This is a genomic window from Acidobacteriota bacterium (assembly GCA_021161905.1).
GTDB lineage: Bacteria > Acidobacteriota > B3-B38 > Guanabaribacteriales > JAGGZT01 > JAGGZT01.
Map to the genome: position 1 here is coordinate 56854 of JAGGZT010000012.1, position 17631 is coordinate 74484.

The following is a 17631-nucleotide window of genomic DNA, read 5'->3' on the forward strand; positions in this document are numbered from 1 at the left end:
GACTGCCATTTGAGTTAATATTCGTGTATAATTTTTTTAAATAAAAATTAAAGGAGGTCCTTATGAGAAAAGGAAGAACTGGAAAAACTATCATAGGTCTCTCCATCATTCTCATCCTTATCGCCCTTCCCTTGTTTGGCAAGGAGAAGAAGGCACCCAATTTCACCCTTCCCGATCTCACTGGGAAGCAGCTATCCCTCTCCGACTTTGCGGGAAAGGTGGTGATCGTTGACTTCTGGGCTACCTGGTGCCCCCCCTGCAAAGTGGAGATACCCCACTTTGTCGAGCTTTACAATAAATATCACGAAAAAGGGCTCGAGATAATAGGAATAGTGCTCAGCTCCGGAACTACGGAGAAGGTAGCGAAAGAGGTGAAAAAGCTCGGTATCAACTACATCGTACTGATGGGAAATGAGAAGGTAGCCAACGACTTCGGCGGCATTGTGGGGGTTCCCACCACCTTCTTCATCGATAAGCAGGGGAACATCGTGAAGAAGTATGTGGGATACCGCAGGGGATTGGAGAAGGAATTCGAAAAATTAGTAAAAGACCTCTTAAGTAAATAACCTTTTAAATTAATTATTAAAGGAAAGGAAATCGACTATGGGAGGAGAGGAGATTTCTGTCTTCATCGCCTTTATTGCTGGAATTTTATCCTTCGTTTCACCCTGTGTTCTTCCCCTTATTCCCTCTTATCTTTCCTTCATTACCGGAGTATCCTTCGATGAACTCGCAGAATTGGAAAACCGCCGGGAAATAAGGAGAAGGACACTGATCCATTCCCTCCTCTTCGTCGCCGGGTTTTCCCTCGTTTTCATCCTGATGGGAGCTTCAGCCACATATATTGGGGGGATATTCCGTAAATACCAGCGATTGATCACCGTCGGTGGAGGAATAATCATCACTATCCTCGGACTCCATATCGCCGGGGTTATCAACCTCCGCTTCCTCGAGAGGGAAAAGAGACTTCACTTAGAGAAAAAACCCTTGGGCTATCTCGGCACGATAATCGTCGGAATCACCTTCGCTGCTGGCTGGACACCTTGTATCGGTCCCATCCTCGGGGCTATCCTGGTCTACGCCTCAACCAAGGAACAACTTTTCACCGGTATCATCCTTCTCACCGCCTACTCCGTCGGATTAGGGCTACCGTTTATTCTCTCCTCCCTCGCTTTCAATACCTTTATGAGCTACTCCCGTTCTTTGCTGAAGCATATCCGGGTGATATCGATAATAAGCGGGATATTGCTGGTTGCGGTAGGGATCCTTCTTATAAGCAATTATTTTGGCTGGCTTAGCGCCTATCTAAGCCAGATAATGCCCTCACTCGAAGTTGGCTAAATCTTTGCCCAGGGTTTGGGGATGAATAACTCCTCATAAACCATTATCGCATAGCGGTCAGTCATCCCCGCTATGTAATCGGCAACCCTTCGATAGGGAGGATCCTTCTTCCCTCTTTTGTTCTTCAAAGGGATCTTATCCGGGTGCTCGAGAAAATAACGGTAGAGGTCTGAAATCACCTTCCGCGATTTGGCGAATTCGCCCTTGGCGTACTCATTTTCATAAACCCTCTCATAGAGGAAATCGCGAAGGTCGATGAGGGCACCGTAAACCTCCTCACTCATCCTTATATCTTCGAGTTCCACCTTTTTCGTCTCCCGAACGATATCGGAGACCATCGTGTTTATCCGTTGAGAATGGGTATCTCCGAGAACCCTTAGGATATCTTTAGGGATATCTCCCCTTTTGAGCACCCCTGCCCTTATAGCGTCGTCTATATCGTGGTTCACATAGGCAACGATGTCGGATACACGAACGATCCTTCCCTCAAGTGTCTCCGCTCTCTCCTCCTCCTTGATGGGGATTATATCCCCCTCCCCTATCGAATGCTTGAGGATCCCATCACGCACCTCGAAGGTAAGATTTAACCCCTCGCCGTCCTTCTCCAAGAAGTCCACCACTCGAAGGCTTTGCTCGTAGTGCCTGAACCCATCAGGAACGAGCTCATTGAGAACCGCTTCCCCGCTATGGCCAAATGGAGTATGTCCTAAGTCATGTCCCAAGGCGATCGCTTCGGTGAGATCCTCGTTCAATCTGAGAGCGCGGGCGATCGTCCGGGCTATCTGAGACACCTCCAAGGTATGGGTGAGACGGGTACGATAATGATCGCCCGTGGGAGCGAGAAAAACCTGGGTCTTATGCTTGAGACGACGAAACGCCTTACTGTGGATTATCCTATCTCGATCTCGCTGGAAGGCAGTCCTTATATCACATTCCGGTTCCGGTCGCAACCGCCCCTTACTCGCACTGCTGAAAGCCGCTTTAGGAGAGAGAATTTTCCTCTCAATCGCCTCGAATTCCTCCCTAAGCCTCATCTTGTTCTCCTCCACTTTAACCCCCTCCTTCCCTCGTTGCTATCCGTTCTCGAACAAGAGGGGTCAACGAAGGACGCTCCTCAGAAAAGGCGAAACTGGCAAGTGCCATACCTACAAGCTCGGGGGTAGGCTCTATCTCGTTATACAGGATCTCCATCAACGGCTCTCCCTTACTGGCGTAAGTCCCCACTTTCTTCTTGAGAACTATCCCCACCGAGCGGTCTATCGGGGCATCGGTATCGGCTCTCCCTGCCCCTAATTTATTGACCACCACTGCCAAACGGTAAGAATCTATCCCCGAGATATAACCATCAGTGGGGCTCACTATCTCTCTCCCCGCTTTTGGCTTGGGGAGGAGAGAATAATCGTCCACCGCCGTTTCATCTCCACCCTGGGCGGCGATGATCTCCCGCATCTTAGAAAGAGCCTCCCCAGAGGTAAGCTTCTCCTCAAGGATCAACTTGGCATCCTCTTTATTCTCGACAGCACCGGCAAGGAAAAGCATCTCCGATCCTAAGGCAAGGGTGAGTTCCACCACATCGGAGGCACCTCGCCCTTTAAGCGTCTCAAACGCCTCGATCACCTCAACCGCGTTCCCAATGGTCATCCCTATTGGCTGATCCATCGCGGTTATCAGGGCGGTCGCCCTTTTCCCCATCCTTTCGGAAACGGAAACCAAAGAGTAGGCAAGCACCCTTGCCTCCTCCAATGTCTTCATAAACGCTCCCCTGCCCTGCTTCACATCGAACACATAACCATAAGCTCCCTCTGCCAGCTTCTTGCTAAGGATGCTCGCAGTGATCAAAGGGATACTGTCCACAGTTCGGGTGGCGTCCCGAAGGGCGTATAGCTTCTTGTCGGCGGGAGCGATCTCCTCGGTCTGCCCCGCTATTACCGCTCCCACCTTTTCCAATTGATTGACGAACTCCTTCGCCGAGAGATTGGTTCTAAAACCGGGGATGGACTCCAGCTTGTCAAGCGTCCCCCCGGTATGGCCCAAGCTCCTTCCCGCCACCATAGGCACGAAGATACCCACCGAGGCAACCAAGGGCGCTAAGACTAAGGATATCTTGTCCCCCACCCCTCCTGTTGAGTGTTTATCCACCGCAGGTCGAGGAAGGAAAGAAAGGTCGAGCACCTTTCCTGAATCCATCATCTCCTTGGTGAGACGAAAGGTCTCCTCCTCGGAAAGCCCTCTAAAGTAGATCGCCATCAGGAGAGCTGCCATCTGATAATCGGGTATCGCTCCGGCAACATAACTCTTTATAACCCGCTTTATCTCTGCCGGGGAAAGCTCCTGTCCCGCCTTCTTCTTCTCTATCGCCTTCAATATCAACAAGGCTTTTCCTCCTTAGATCACCTTTGAAAGAAAACTCTCCCCAAGAGGAAGGGGAGTGAGACCGAAATTCTCCGCGATGGTCTGTCCCAAATCGGCAAAACTCCTTCGTACTCCGAGATTAACGCCTTGCTTAACCCTTTCCCCCCATATAAGGAGGGGGACATATTCCCGCGAGTGATCGGTGCTCTCAGTAGTAGGATCGCAACCATGATCAGCGGTTATAACCAAAAGATCACCCTCCTCCTTTCTTTCCTCAAGTCTCGGAAGAAAGGCGTCAAACTCTTCAAGCGCCTTGGCGTATCCTCTGGGATCGTTCCTATGCCCATAAAGCATATCAAAATCGACCAGATTTGTAAAGATAAGTCCCCTATCCACCTCCCCCATCACCTTGAGCACTGTCTCCATCCCCTCCCGGTTATTACCCGTATGGACCGCCTTGGTAATCCCACAACCAGCAAAGATATCCTTTATCTTACCGACACCCACCACCGGAAAACCAGCCTTCGAAAGGAGACCAAGGAGGTTGGGCTCAGGAGGAGCAATGGAGAAGTCCTCCCTTCTCTCCGTTCTCCTGAAGGAACCTGGTTTCCCAATAAAGGGGCGAGCGATGACCCGGACCACCTCGTCATCACCACGAAGTATCTTTCTCGCTTCCCGACACATCTCATAGAGCTCGGGAACCGGGATGACCTCCTCATGAGCGGCGATCTGAAAAACGGAGTCGGCAGAGGTATAGATGATGGGGAAACCCGTTTTTAAATGAATCTCTCCTATCTCTTCGATTATCACCGTTCCCGAGGCAGGGAAGTTCCCAAGCACCCTTCTTCCTATTCTCTCCTCAAACTCCTCGATCACCCTACGGGGAAAACCGGAGGGATAGGTGGGGAAGGGCTTTTTAAGCTCGATACCGACCATCTCCCAATGGCCGGATGTGGTATCCTTGCCCGGTGCCAACTCCGCCATCTTCCCATAGGCAGCTATCGGTTCCCTCTCTGGCGGTACGCCGGGGAGAGGAATTATATTCCCTAAACCCCGTCTGGCAAGGTTGGGGAGATGAAGCCCTACACTCTCTGCGATATGAAGCAAGGTATTGCTTCCCTCATCACCGAAGAGGTGGGCATCGGGAAGTTCCCCTACCCCCACACTATCCAATACGATGAGGATAACCCGGGAAAATGGCTTATGTCCCAATGATCTTCAACCTCCTTGGGAGCACCCATATAAACAGAAACTTCACCACTATGATAACACCGATAAGGAAAAAGAAAAGGAAGAACCAATCGGCACCTACTATTAGATGAGGAAATGCCTTGCTCCGATAGGGAAGTCCTCCAAGTTTGACCTTCTTCTCAATAGCCAGCCTCTCCGCCCTTCCCCAGGACTGATCTGTTGCGAGAAGGTAGGGGAGGTAGAAATCCATAAGGATCCGATCCTCGAAATAGGCGGAATAAAGGTCCCCCTTCTTCTTAAACTCGTTTCTTATCCTGGTATGTGCCTGAGCCTCAGTTAGGTAATAGTCCTCCCTTTCCCAGACCGATCTCCTCTTACCGAGAAGCCTCGGTTTGAATCTCTCCTTTGCGGAAAGCCACAACCTTCCTCTCTCTTTTGCCAAAAGAACCAACCTCTCTTTGGGGAAACGGGAACGAAAGAGATAGCCATCACCCCTCACTACATAGCCTCGCTCAGCAAAAAAGGCGAAGAGGAAAAAAGATAAGAGAAGGATCGAGATGAGTAAGCTGATGAAAAGGAGAAAGCGGGAGCTTCCCTTTCCTCGAAAGGAAGAGGAGGTCGCCACCAAAGTCAAACCACACCCAGCAACGACGGCAAAGAAATTGAGGAGAAGATCACGAAGCTCTCCCACCCGCGAAGAGACGAGGAATTGAACGGTTTCATCAGCTAAAGAGACGAGAAGCGACAGGGAAACAGCTGCTACTATTGAGAAAATCCCCCTTTCATCAGGCTTAAGGCCAATGACAAACAAAAGGGTTAGCACCCCATATTCGATGAAATGAACCCCCTCGATCAACCCGATATGAGGGATAAAATAGAAAGATAAAATAAGCGCCCCCGCCATCAGGCTAAGCCCGATTAGGGAAAAGCGAAAACTTCTCTTGAAGCCTCTAACCAACAAATAGGAAACTACCGCTCCGGCGATGGAGAGAAAAACGAGGAGAAAAAGGTCAAAATAACCACCGAGATGAAAGCGGAGATAGCTCCGGATAAGGGAGATGTAAGGGGCTGAAAGGGGTAGAAAAAGGGAGAAGAAAAGGGCAATATAAAGCACAAAAACGCTCTTTCTTCGTTTATTCATTGCCTCTTTTTTCATTTTACCCTATTATAGGGTAAGCCAGAAGATAAAAACTCACCTTCTTGACAAGGAAAAAGGGGCGTGCTAAATTAGCTTGTTTTCAAAAGCGGGAAAGGCGACGAAGATGGGTAAGAAAAAGGATTACAAGGAAACACTCAATTTACCAAAGACCGAATTTCCAATGAAGGCAGACCTTCCGAAGAGGGAACCTTTGCTCATAGAGCGTTGGGATCGAGATCGTTTATACGAGAAGATACGGGAAAAAAGAAAAGATGCTCCAACCTTCATCCTTCACGATGGACCTCCTTATGCTAACGGGCACATCCACTTGGGAACAGCGCTCAACAAGATACTCAAGGATTTTGTAGTAAAGTCAAAGACGATGCTTGGCTTCAACTCCCCATTCCGGCCCGGTTGGGACTGCCATGGCCTTCCCATCGAACATCAGGTGGATAAGCTTCTGGGAGAGAAGAAGAAAGAGCTATCCCAACTTGAGGTAAGAAGGGAATGTCGGAAGTTCGCTGAGAAGTTCGTAGCCATCCAAAGAGAGGAATTCAAACGGCTGGGCGTTCTTGGAGAGTGGGAAACTCCCTATCTCACCATAGACCCCGATTACGAGGCAACTATCATCCGTCAGTTCGGGGAATTCGTCGCCCGGGGAGATGTATATAAAGGATACAAACCGGTCCACTGGTGCTCCCACTGCAAAACCGCTTTAGCCGAAGCGGAGGTGGAGTACCATGATCATACCTCCCCGTCAATATTCGTCAAATTCGAAGCAGGGGAGGATGTTAAAAAGAGGATACCCGCCCTCGAGGGCAAAAGGGTATTCGTCCTCATCTGGACCACTACCCCCTGGACCCTTCCCGCTAATTTAGCCATTGCCTTCCACCCAAATTACGATTATGTCGCCTTTGAGGTGGGCGATGAGGTCTATATAGTTGCCAAGGAACTGTTGCCAACGGTCACGAGCGAATGCGGTTTTACCGACATCAAGGAGATCGTCTCTTTCAAAGGAAAGGAGCTCGAGGGGACCGTTTGCCGCCATCCCTTCATTGAGCGAGATTCGCTCATCGTGCTCGGTGATTATGTCACCCTGGAGCAGGGTACTGGATGTGTCCATACCGCTCCGGGGCACGGCGCCGAGGACTATGTGGTGGGGACGAAATACGGGCTCAAGATCTACGCTCCAGTAGATGACGAGGGGAGATTCACCTCCGATGTAGAACACTTCGCCGGGCTCAATGTATTCGAGGCGAATCCGAAGATCGTGAAGCTCCTTAAGGAAAAAGGAATGCTCCTTTCCGAAGGAGAGATCACCCACTCCTACCCCCACTGCTGGCGGTGCAAGAACCCGGTCATCTTTCGGGCTACCGAGCAGTGGTTCATCTCGATGGACAAGAACAAACTTCGGGATAAGGCAGCTGCGGAGGTCTCCCGGGTGCGTTGGATCCCTGCCTGGGGTGAAGAGCGGATAAGGAATATGATCGTGAATAGGCCCGATTGGTGTATCTCCCGGCAAAGGAGCTGGGGGGTACCCATCCCTGTTTTCTACTGCCAAAGCTGTAACAAACCTCTGCTTAGCAAGGATGTCGTTGATTTCGTTGCCGATGTATTCTCGAAGGAGGGTTCCGATGCCTGGTTCGCCCGGGAAGCGGATGAACTCCTTCCTCCGGAAACCCGTTGTCCCAACTGTGGCGGGAAGAGCTTCACCAAAGAGCTTGATATCCTCGATGTCTGGTTCGAATCCGGGGTAAGCCATGAGGCGGTATTGGGGAAAAGAGGGGACCTCCCCTGGCCCTCGGACCTCTACCTGGAGGGAACGGATCAGTACCGAGGATGGTTCCAGAGTTCACTACTTACCTCAGTAGAGGGCCGGGGCGAAGCGCCATATCGCACGGTCATCACCCACGGCTTCGTGGTTGACGCCGAGGGGAGGAAGATGTCCAAATCACTCGGCAACATCATCTTTCCCGAGGAGATAATCAATAAATACGGCGCCGAGGTTCTCAGGCTGTGGGTGGCGATGATGGACTATCGGGATGACATCAAGATCTCAACCGAGATAGTGGAGCGGATCGCCGAAGCCTATCGCAAGATAAGAAATACCTGCCGTTTTATGCTGGGGAACCTCTACGATTTCGATCCGAAAAAAGATAGCCTCCCCTACTCTGAGCTTACGGAGCTCGATAGATTCGTCCTTTATCGGTTCTACAAGGTGGCAGGGAGGGTGGTAAAGGCTTATAAGGATTACGATTTTCACATCGTCTACCACTCCCTGGTCAACCTCTGCACCGTCGATCTTTCTGCCTTCTATCTCGATATCATAAAGGACAGGCTCTATGTCTCCCATCCCAACGACAGGAAAAGACGAGCGGCACAGACCACGATCTACGAGATCACCAAAGGGTTATCCCAGATAATGGCTCCTGTCCTCTCGTTCACCGCTGATGAGGTCTGGCAATATCTTCCGGGCGAAAAGGAGGAAAGTGTCCATCTATCTTCATTTCCCAAGGAGCAGGAAAAACCGGATGCTGATTTCATCGCCCGCTGGGAACGGGTGCTCGCGCTTAGAGATGAGGTATTAAAGGCGCTCGAGATAGCGAGGAAAGATAAGAAGATGATCAACCACTCCCTCGATGCCGAAGTGGTGATCTCCGCTCCAGAAGGGTTGATCAGCTCGCTTTCGCTATCTACCCCGGAACTTGAGGATATCTTCATCATCTCCAAGCTCACCTTCGCTCCTCTCAAGGAAGCCCTCTATTCTTCGGAGGAGATAGCTGGTCTTAAGATCGATGTCCGGAAGGCACCAGGGGAAAAATGCCACCGCTGTTGGAAGTATTCAGAGGAGGTGGGTAAGGGGGCGAAATACGAGGATGTATGCCCTCGTTGCCACCAGGTGCTTGAAGAACTTAAAGGATAGCTTAATTTCAAGATGCTCAAGGGCAAAGGAAGCTTCATTTTGATAGCCTTTTTCTCCTTTATCCTCGACCAGGTGAGTAAACTCCTTATAGATCGTTCTCTATTCCCCGGGGAATCGCGGGTAATAATCAATGGCTTTTTGGATATCACTTACGCAAAAAACACTGGAGCCGCTTTCGGGCTCTTTTCTCAGTCAATTTCTCCCCTAAAGCCGATACTTTTCTACCTCTTCTCAATCGTTGCCATTGCGGTGATCATTTACTACATCCTAAGGTTTCCCGCGAGGGAAAGGGGGATTCAGCTCGCCCTCGCCCTCATCTTCGCTGGGGCTTTGGGGAACTTCCTCGACCGGTTGCGGCTGGGATATGTCATCGACTTTATCGACATCCATCTCAAGGGCTACCATTGGCCCACCTTCAACATAGCAGACAGCGTCATCTGTATAGGGGTAGGAATACTAATCTACAAGATGATAACCGCTCCTTCGGAGGAGAAAAAAGAGGATGCATCCGATATTATTTAAGATAGGTCCTCTAACCATCCATACCTATGGCGTTTTAATCGCCACTGCCTTTCTATTGGGCATCCTCTATGCGATGCACGAGGCGAAGAGGGAGAACCTTCCCCCTGCTCGCATCCTTGACCTCGGGCTGATAATCGTGGTGGGCGCCCTTCTTGGTGGAAAACTTCTCCTCATCCTGGTCAACCTGAGGTATTACTTCAGACACCCTGGCGAGATATTGGAGAGCCTTCGCTACGGCGGAGTCTATTACGGAGGGCTTCTTCTTGCCACTGCCTTAGGCATCTGGTATATCAAGCGTGCTTCATTACCCGTCGGGAAAACGGTCGATGCGCTCGCTCCAGGGATCGCCCTGGGACAGTTCATCGGCAGGTGGGGTTGTTTTTCCGCTGGTTGTTGCTATGGAAAACCCCTTACCTTCCCCCTGTTCAAGGTAGTAACCAACATACCCTCCTACTTGAGCTACTGGTATGAAAAACCGGCGAGGGTTCCCTGGGGACTTACCTTTACCAACCCCTATACCCATAGGACGATAGGAACACCTCTAAATATTCCTCTTTACCCCACTGAGATACTTCACTCCTTGGCTGGGCTGATGATACTTCTCATCCTCATTCTTATGAAGCGAAGAAAGCCTTTTTCCGGAGCGCTATTCTTGCTCTACCTCATTCTTTATTCTGCCTCTAGGTTTTTCATTGAGTATATGAGGGGCGATCCGCGTGGCGCGCTCTTCGGTGGGGCTCTTTCCACCTCTCAATTCATCGCTTTGATCGTAGGACCGATCTCCCTCGCCATCTTCATTTACAAAAAAAGAGCCGCTTCAAACGCGGCTCCCAATAAATAATTGCGGTAAGAAAAATTATTCGATAAAGGTTCGCTCCTTGGTGAAATAATCCTTGGTGACCTTTCCTACCACCCCGCTTAAGAGAATAAGCCCAATCAGATTGGGCACCGACATAAGGGCGTTTGCCATATCGCCAACATTCCACACTATTATCAGGTTCTCCTTCTGAAGGATCGCCCCAATAAATGTCAGGAAGAGATAGACCACCCGATAGGGTTTGGTTATCTTGAGACCGAAGAGATACTCGAGACACTGCTCACCGTAATAACACCAGCCAATAACTGTACTGAAACCGAAGAGCGCTGAACTCAAAGCAACAATCACCCCGCCAAAGGGAATGGTACTGTTAAAAGCAGATATAGTGAGGGCGGTACTGTCCAACCCCGAAGTCCAACGGCCGGTAAGGATAATAACGAGAGCGGTCATCATACAGACGACAATGGTGTCGATGAAGACCTCCATTATACCGATCAATCCCTGACGAACAGGATCGCGGGTCTTGGCAGTTCCATGGGCAATGGGTGCGGAACCAAGTCCTGCCTCGTTTGAAAGCAGCCCCCGGGAAACCCCTCTTCTTATCGCTTGTCTCACGGTGGCACCGATAAACCCACCCATCGCCGCCTTGGCAGTAAATGCACTTTTTATCATCAACCAGATCGCCTGAGGTATAGCGGTAAAATGCGCCAAGATAATGAACAACCCTCCACCGATATAGAGGAGAACCATAGTGGGAACCAACCTCTCCGCCACCGTGCCTATTCGCTTTATCCCACCGATAACCACCAACCCAGCGAGAAAGGTCATCACCACACCGGTAAGCCAGAAGGGGATCTTGAACTGAGTATTAAAGGCTAAAGCCACCGAATTCGACTGCATCATATTACCGGTACTGAAAAGGGAGGCAATAGCCCCAGCCACAGCAAAGGTAATAGCCAGTGTCTTTCCAAACGATCCGCCGATTCCCTGCTCGATGTAATACATTGGACCACTCGCTATGGTGCCATCTTCCGCCTTCCTTCTAAACTTAACACCCAAGGTCGCCTCTGCATACTTGGTCGCCATTCCTAAGATAGCAGCGAGGAACATCCAGAAGGGAGCTCCTGGTCCTCCCCAGTAAATAGCAGTGGCTACTCCAGCGATATTTCCATTGCCGACAGTAGCAGCTAACGCGGTGGTAAGCGCCTGGAAGGGGGATAGATCTCCCGTCTCCTTCTCAAACCGATCCTTCCCCATCGCCCCGCGCAACATCAAACGGAAAGCCAGAGGGAACCTCTTTATCTGAACGAGCTTGGTTCTGATGGTAAGGAGAATACCTGTCCCGAGGAGAAGAGCAAGCATCCAGGTCCCCCAGGCATAAGCACTTCCCGCATTGGTCAACTCAACCAATTTTTGAAGCATATGCCTCACCCTCGTCTGGTTTTATGAGTTTAACTGATGACCTAAAACTCAATTAGGAACAAACACGAATTTAATGTTATAGTAAGGAGGAAAAGGTTGTCAATTGCGAATCTTGCACTTAATTTAAGAGAAAAGAAGATGAGCTTGAGAAAGATGGAAGAAATAGAGGTGGTGGTCGGTCCTGGAGAAACGGGGACGAGGCTCGATATCTTTCTTATGCGTTATTGCAGGAAGCACACCAGGGCACAAATACAGCGACTGATAGATGAGGGGCTGATCCTAGTCGATGGAGAGGTGAAAAAGCGGAGCTACCGCGTAAAGGAGGGGGAGCGGGTAAAAGGAACCCTTAAACCTCCGCCAGCTATAAAACTCGAGCCGGAGGAGATCCCTCTCCATATCGTCTATGAGGACGACGAATTGGTGGTGGTGAACAAACCTCCGGGAATGGTGGTTCACCCTTCATCAGGCCATTTCAAAAGCACCCTGGTAAATGCCTTGCTTCACCATTGCACAACGCTCTCTGAGGGAAGTGATCCTGTAAGACCGGGTATCGTCCATCGGCTCGACAAGGGAACATCTGGGCTTATGGTGGTGGCGAAGAACAACTTCGCCCACAAGATCCTTGGGGAACAGTTCCAGCAACACCTGATAAAGAAGGAGTACTTCGCCCTCTGTTGGGGTGAACTTAAGGACGACGAAAGGAAAATAGAGGCACCAATAGGGAGAAACAAGAAAAACCGAAAGAAATACGCTGTCATTCCCGAGGGGAAAGAGGCGATAACTATCGTTAAGGTGAAGGAGCGTTTCTCCGGTTTTACCTTAGTCTCCGCCTCACCCCTCACCGGGAGAACGCATCAGATCCGAGTTCATCTTTCTCATATCGGCCATCCCTTAGTAGGGGATCCCCTCTATGGTGGAGCGCGCATCAAGGGCAAGGTGGAAGAGGAGCTTGCTCAGATAATAAAGGACCTCAACCGCCCTGCTCTCCACTCAGCCAAACTCGGCTTCTATCATCCGGAAAGCGGGGAGTATTTAGAATTCTACCAACCCCTACCAGACGATATGAAAGGATTGCTCGACTACCTTAGGGAAGGACGAGGCATTTGAATTTTTCGTTGCCATAACCTCGCAATTATGGTATTATTTTTTCCGTTTAAAACTAATGGAAAGAAGGGGATGGAGTGATGAAGGATTACGACATCAAGAATTTGAGGAATGTCGCTCTAATAGGACACGGTGCATCGGGAAAAACCTCTCTCGCCTCGGCTATACTGTTCGACACCGGGGCGGTGAATCGCTTGGGGCGGGTCGAAGAGGGAAATACGGTAACCGACTACGACCCGGAAGAGATAGAACGAGGGATCTCGCTAAGCACCGCCTTATGCTTCAGCGAGTGGAAAAACCATAAGATAACCATCATCGACACCCCCGGTTATGCCAACTTTATCTCCGATGCCTATGCAGGCATCAGGGTAGCCGACTCCGCGGTGGTTCTCATCTGTGGCGTTGCCGGGGTAGAGGTCCAGACGGAGAAGGTATGGAAATTCGCCGATAAGGAGGGGCTTCCCCGTCTCATCGTGATAAACAAGCTGGACCGGGAGAGGGCAAGCTTCTCCCGGGCGCTGGAATCGGTGACGAAGAGATTCGGTCGAGGGGTGGTTCCCATTGCTCTTCCCATTGGGGAGGAGAAGGAATTCCGGGGAGTGGTGGACCTCATAAAGAACAAAGCATATCTTTACTCTGATGATGCTTCGGGGAAGTTCGAAGAGAAAGAGATTCCGGACGAGCTTGCTTCTCTGGTTGAGGAAAAGCGGGAGAATTTAATCGAGATGGTCGCCGAGATGGATGAAGAGCTGATGGAGAAGTTCTTTGACGCTGGCACCCTGAGCGAAGAGGAACTTATCGCCGGGTTAAAGAAGGCAGTTCTTGAGGGGAAGATCTTCCCCGTGTTACCCCTTTCCGCCACCAAAAACATCGGGGTGGAACAGCTTCTTTCCGCGGTGATCGACTATCTACCTTCTCCCGCTGATCGGGGTGAGGCAAAGGGGAAGAATCCCGAAGACGGCTCGGAAATGACAAGGAAGCCGTCCCCGGATGAACCGTATTCAGCTTTCGTCTTCAAGACGATGGCTGATCCTTTTGCCGGGAAGATAACCCTTTTCCGGGTGTACTCGGGAACGATAAAAGCGGATTCCACCATCTATAATGTGAACAAGAAGAAGAACGAAAAGCTCGGCTCCCTCTTCTTCCTTCAGGGGAAGAACCAGGTGGCAACTGCGATGGTAAAAGCAGGGGAGATAGCAGGGGTGGCGAAACTGAAGGAAACAGCCACCAACGACACCTTAGCTGATCCCAATTCCCCCATCATCTACCCCCCGATTCCCTTCCTCAAGCCATCGATATCGTTCGCCATCAAACCGAAAGCTCGGGGGGACGAGGAGAAGATAAGCAATGCCTTGAACCGACTCCTCGAGGAGGATCAAACATTTACCTTGGAGCGCGACCCGCAAACCAAGGAGCTCATCATCTCAGGACAGGGACAGCTTCATGTGGAGGTGATCGTTGCCAAGCTAAAGAAGAAATTCGGGGTGGATGTCCTCCTCGCCCAGCCCAAGGTTCCCTATCGGGAAACCATCACCGCCAAGGCGAAAGCCCAAGGGAAATACAAAAAGCAGACCGGCGGTAGGGGGCAATATGGCGATTGCTGGATCGAGATCGAGCCACTTCCCCGGGGCAAGGATTTCGAATTCGTGGACAAGATATTCGGTGGCGCTATACCCAAGAACTTTATTCCCGCTATTGAGAAAGGGATCCAGGAAGCAAGACAGACCGGAGTATTGGCGGGATACCCGGTGGTTGACTTCAAAGTAACCCTCTTCGATGGGTCATACCATGTGGTCGATTCCTCAGAGCTCGCCTTCAAGATCGCTGGCTCTTTAGCCTTCAAGAAGGCGATGGAACAAGCAAAACCCGTGCTCCTCGAGCCGATAATGAATGTGGAGATAACCGTCCCTGAGGATGCGCTCGGCGATGTAATGGGAGATCTAAACAGCAGGCGAGGTAAGATAATGGGAGTGGAGGCAGAGGGAGAATATCAAGTCATAAGGGCTCAGGTACCGATGGCGGAGATGCTCTCCTATGTGCAAGACCTAAACTCGCTTACTGGTGGAAGGGGAGTGTTCGAGATGGAGTTCTCGCATTACGACGAGGTTCCCGCCCACATCGCTCAGAAGATAATAGAGGAAGCCCAAAAAGCAAAGGAAGAGGAAAAGGAATAGAATCTCAGGTAGAGAGAGTATAAAAAAAGAAAAAAGGGAGTGTTTTTCACTCCCTTTTTTGTTTGTGTTGTGTTTAAACGGATAAAGACAACTCTAAGTGGAGGTTTTCTTCTTTTTCTCTTTCTCCTCCCGTTTTTTCTTCTTCTCTTCCAACTTTTCCTTCCAATTACTCCCTAAGATCTCCAAAACCGCCATCTCCGCCCGATCACCCTTCCTTGGCTCGGCACGAAGGATCCGAGTATATCCTCCGTTTCTCTCGGCGAACCGGGGGGCAATGGTATCAAACAACTTAGCCACCACTTCCTTCTTCCGTACGAAGCGAAGCGCCAACCGCCGAGAGTGAAGATCATCCCTCTTCGCCAAGGTGATCATCTTCTCTGCAATGGAGCGAGCCTCTTTAGCCTTGGCTACCGTGGTCAGGATCCGCTCGTGCTCAAACAAGGAGGTGACCAGATTGCGAAGCATCGCCATCCTATGGGCAGTGGTTCGCCCCAGCTTCCTCCGGGCTACTCGGTGCCGCATCGTCCCATACTCCTTTCCTTAAAATTACGAAACTGCCTTTTTCTTCAACCCCTTGAGCTTCTCCGGATCGATCTTCATCCCCAATTGCAACCCCATACTCGCCAGGATCTCCTTTATCTCGCTCAGCGACTTCCTGCCGAAGTTCTTCGTCTTGAGCATCTCCTGCTCCGTCTTCTGAACGAGATCTGCTATGGTCTTGATATTAGCGCTCTTCAAGCAGTTATAGGACCTTACCGATAGTTCAAGTTCATCCACTGGTTTCATAAGATATTGCAGGATCCGATCCCCTTCCTTGTCCTCTTCCCCTTCCTCCTCTTCAGCAGGTTCCTCAAAGTCAATGAATATATTGAGATGCTTTCTCAAAAGCATCGCCGCCTGCGCCAACGCGTCCTTAGGATCTAAACAGCCATTGGTCCAGATCTCGAGGATCAGTCGGTCATAATCGGTGGTCTGCCCTAAACGAGCGTCCTCCACCAGATAACGGACCTTCTTCACCGGGGAATGGATGGAATCTATCGGGATGAACCCCGGCTCTAAATCCTCATCGAAGTTGCGATCGGCGGGAACATACCCTCTGCCCCATTTTACCCGCATCTCAATGCGGAGGCTCCCTCCCTTGCTAAGGGTAGCGATGTAGATATCCTTATCCACTATCTCAACATCGTTTCCAGTCTCTATATCCCCGGAGCGGATCTCTCCCGGCTTGTCCGCTTCGAGGTATATTGTCTTCGGTCCTTCCGACTTGAGCTTGAGAGGTATCTGTTTCAGATTGAGGATGATGTCGATCACATCCTCCACCACCCCAGGAAGGGAGCAAAATTCGTGGGGCGCCCCCTCTATCCTAACAGCGGTAATCGCTGCCCCTTCGATGGAGGAAAGAAGCACCCGGCGAAGGGCATTACCGAGGGTAACCCCAAAACCCCGCTCCAGGGGCTGGGCGATGAAACGCCCATAGGTGGAGCTAAGTTCATTGGGGTCAAAATCCAACCTCTTTGGACGCTGAAAGCCCTTCCAAAGTAGCATTTTTACCTCACCTTAAGGTTAAATTTCATTGAGAGCTTACTTGGAGTAAAGCTCCACGATGAGCTGCTCCTGGACCGGAAAGTCGATATCCTCCCGAGAGGGATACTCTACCACCTTCCCTACCAGGTTATCGTAATCCACCTCCAGCCATTTGGGTACTGGCCTATTCTGGGTGAGCTGCATCGCCTGGGTAATCGCTTCGAGCTTTTTGCTTTTTTCCCTCACCGCGATCGTATCTCCTTTCTTCACCAGATAGGAGGGGATATCCACCTTCTTCCCATTCACCTCGATGTGTCCGTGACGAACCATCTGCCTTGCCTGAGGCCGAGAGCTGGCAAACCCCAGCCGAAAGACCACATTATCCAGTCTCCGCTCCAGAAGGGAAAGAAGGTTCTCGCCAGTGATACCCCGTTTTCGCTCCGCCTTCTTGAAATAGATGCGGAACTGTCGCTCAAGCACCCCGTAGATCCGTCTTACTTTCTGCTTTTCCCTTAGCTGAAGGCCATAACCGATTATCCTCAGCCTCCTGGCTCTGCCATGCTCGCCAGGAGGATAAGGTCTCTTTTCAAGGGCACACTTATCTGAGAAACACCTTTCCCCTTTAAGGAAAAGCTTCGTTCCCTCACGTCTGCAAAGACGACAAACCGCCCCTCTATATCTCGCCACTCCTCATACCTCCTTAAAATAACTTATAACCCATAGAGATTAGACCCGACGCCTCTTCGGTGGGCGACAACCGTTATGGGGAATAGGAGTGACATCCTTGATCGACTTTATCTGGAGCCCCACCGACTGAAGCGCCCGAATAGCCGTTTCCCTACCAGAACCAGGACCCTTTACCCGAACATCCACACTCTTTACCCCATGCTCCTTTGCCTTATTCCCCGCCGCTATCGCTGCCTGCTGAGCAGCGAAAGGGGTTCCTTTACGCGATCCCTTAAAGCCCACCGTTCCCGCACTCGACCAGCAAAGGACATTTCCCTGCGGATCGGTTATGGTAACTATCGTATTGTTAAAGGTCGCCTGAATATAGGCGATCGCTTCGGGAACATTCTTCTTGACCTTCTTGGGACCTCTTCTTCTCCTCTTTTTTCCCGCCATT

General features: G+C 50.6%; 16 protein-coding genes. 7 read left to right on the forward strand and 9 right to left on the reverse strand.

The window, feature by feature from the left end; genetic code table 11:
• Positions 1-62 precede the first annotated feature (62 nt).
• The gene (locus J7L64_02265; protein ID MCD6451178.1) at positions 63-566 is read left to right on the forward strand and encodes a TlpA family protein disulfide reductase; all 504 of its coding nucleotides are present in this window, start codon (positions 63-65) and stop codon (positions 564-566) included.
• A 37-nt stretch (positions 567-603) separates the two neighbouring features.
• Entirely contained in the window at positions 604-1341 is a 738-nt protein-coding gene (locus J7L64_02270; protein MCD6451179.1) for a sulfite exporter TauE/SafE family protein, read from the forward strand.
• Here the strand turns inward: J7L64_02270 and J7L64_02275 are convergent.
• Genes J7L64_02275 through J7L64_02290 form a run of 4 tightly spaced genes read right to left on the reverse strand, consistent with a single transcriptional unit; the run spans position 1338 to position 6025 of the window.
• On the reverse strand, positions 1338-2375 hold the full coding sequence (locus J7L64_02275) for a deoxyguanosinetriphosphate triphosphohydrolase (protein MCD6451180.1): 1038 nt from the start codon (positions 2373-2375) through the stop codon (positions 1338-1340). The two genes, J7L64_02270 and J7L64_02275, sit on opposite strands and share 4 nt — an antisense overlap.
• A gap of 16 nt (positions 2376-2391) precedes the next feature.
• Positions 2392-3714: a thymidine phosphorylase gene (locus J7L64_02280; GenBank protein ID MCD6451181.1), complete on the reverse strand. Its 1323-nt coding sequence runs from the start codon at positions 3712-3714 to the stop codon at positions 2392-2394.
• A gap of 12 nt (positions 3715-3726) precedes the next feature.
• Positions 3727-4905: a phosphopentomutase gene (locus J7L64_02285; GenBank protein MCD6451182.1), complete on the reverse strand. Its 1179-nt coding sequence runs from the start codon at positions 4903-4905 to the stop codon at positions 3727-3729.
• Entirely contained in the window at positions 4895-6025 is a 1131-nt protein-coding gene (locus J7L64_02290) for a VanZ family protein (GenBank protein MCD6451183.1), read from the reverse strand. Before J7L64_02290 ends, J7L64_02285 begins: the two co-directional genes overlap by 11 nt.
• A 121-nt stretch (positions 6026-6146) precedes the next feature.
• On the opposite strand from J7L64_02290, the gene ileS reads away from it, so the two are divergent.
• Genes ileS through lgt form a run of 3 tightly spaced genes read left to right on the forward strand, consistent with a single transcriptional unit; the run spans position 6147 to position 10308 of the window.
• On the forward strand, positions 6147-8945 hold the full coding sequence (gene ileS, locus J7L64_02295; GenBank protein ID MCD6451184.1) for an isoleucine--tRNA ligase: 2799 nt from the start codon (positions 6147-6149) through the stop codon (positions 8943-8945).
• 12 nt (positions 8946-8957) lie between these two features.
• Positions 8958-9467, forward strand: a complete 510-nt coding sequence (gene lspA / locus J7L64_02300) for a signal peptidase II (protein MCD6451185.1) — start codon at positions 8958-8960, stop codon at positions 9465-9467.
• Positions 9448-10308, forward strand: a complete 861-nt coding sequence (gene lgt / locus J7L64_02305) for a prolipoprotein diacylglyceryl transferase (GenBank protein MCD6451186.1) — start codon at positions 9448-9450, stop codon at positions 10306-10308. Before lspA ends, lgt begins: the two co-directional genes overlap by 20 nt.
• Positions 10309-10323: 15 nt before the next feature.
• Here lgt and J7L64_02310 read toward each other — a convergent pair whose 3' ends face one another.
• On the reverse strand, positions 10324-11706 hold the full coding sequence (locus J7L64_02310; GenBank protein ID MCD6451187.1) for a sodium:alanine symporter family protein: 1383 nt from the start codon (positions 11704-11706) through the stop codon (positions 10324-10326).
• Between the two features lie 153 nt (positions 11707-11859).
• On the opposite strand from J7L64_02310, the gene J7L64_02315 reads away from it, so the two are divergent.
• Both J7L64_02315 and fusA read left to right on the forward strand, forming a co-directional pair.
• A complete protein-coding gene (locus J7L64_02315; protein MCD6451188.1) occupies positions 11860-12813 on the forward strand; it encodes an RluA family pseudouridine synthase in 954 nt (317 codons plus the stop codon).
• Positions 12814-12890: 77 nt separating this feature from the next.
• Positions 12891-14984 carry an elongation factor G gene (fusA, locus tag J7L64_02320; GenBank protein MCD6451189.1) on the forward strand — a complete coding sequence of 698 codons (2094 nt, stop codon included), beginning with the start codon at positions 12891-12893 and terminating at the stop codon, positions 14982-14984.
• A gap of 93 nt (positions 14985-15077) precedes the next feature.
• On the opposite strand, the gene rplQ is transcribed toward fusA, so the two are convergent.
• Genes rplQ through rpsK form a run of 4 tightly spaced genes read right to left on the reverse strand, consistent with a single transcriptional unit; the run spans position 15078 to position 17630 of the window.
• Positions 15078-15506 (reverse strand): 50S ribosomal protein L17, encoded by a 429-nt coding sequence (gene rplQ / locus J7L64_02325; GenBank protein MCD6451190.1) that lies wholly within the window; start codon positions 15504-15506, stop codon positions 15078-15080.
• 24 nt (positions 15507-15530) lie between these two features.
• The gene (locus J7L64_02330) at positions 15531-16529 is read right to left on the reverse strand and encodes a DNA-directed RNA polymerase subunit alpha (protein ID MCD6451191.1); all 999 of its coding nucleotides are present in this window, start codon (positions 16527-16529) and stop codon (positions 15531-15533) included.
• Positions 16530-16565: 36 nt separating this feature from the next.
• Positions 16566-17195 (reverse strand): 30S ribosomal protein S4, encoded by a 630-nt coding sequence (gene rpsD, locus J7L64_02335; protein ID MCD6451192.1) that lies wholly within the window; start codon positions 17193-17195, stop codon positions 16566-16568.
• Positions 17196-17234: 39 nt separating this feature from the next.
• Complete coding sequence (rpsK, locus tag J7L64_02340; protein ID MCD6451193.1) at positions 17235-17630, reverse strand: 30S ribosomal protein S11; 396 nt, start codon at positions 17628-17630, stop codon at positions 17235-17237.
• Between the last annotated feature and the right edge of the window lies 1 nt (position 17631).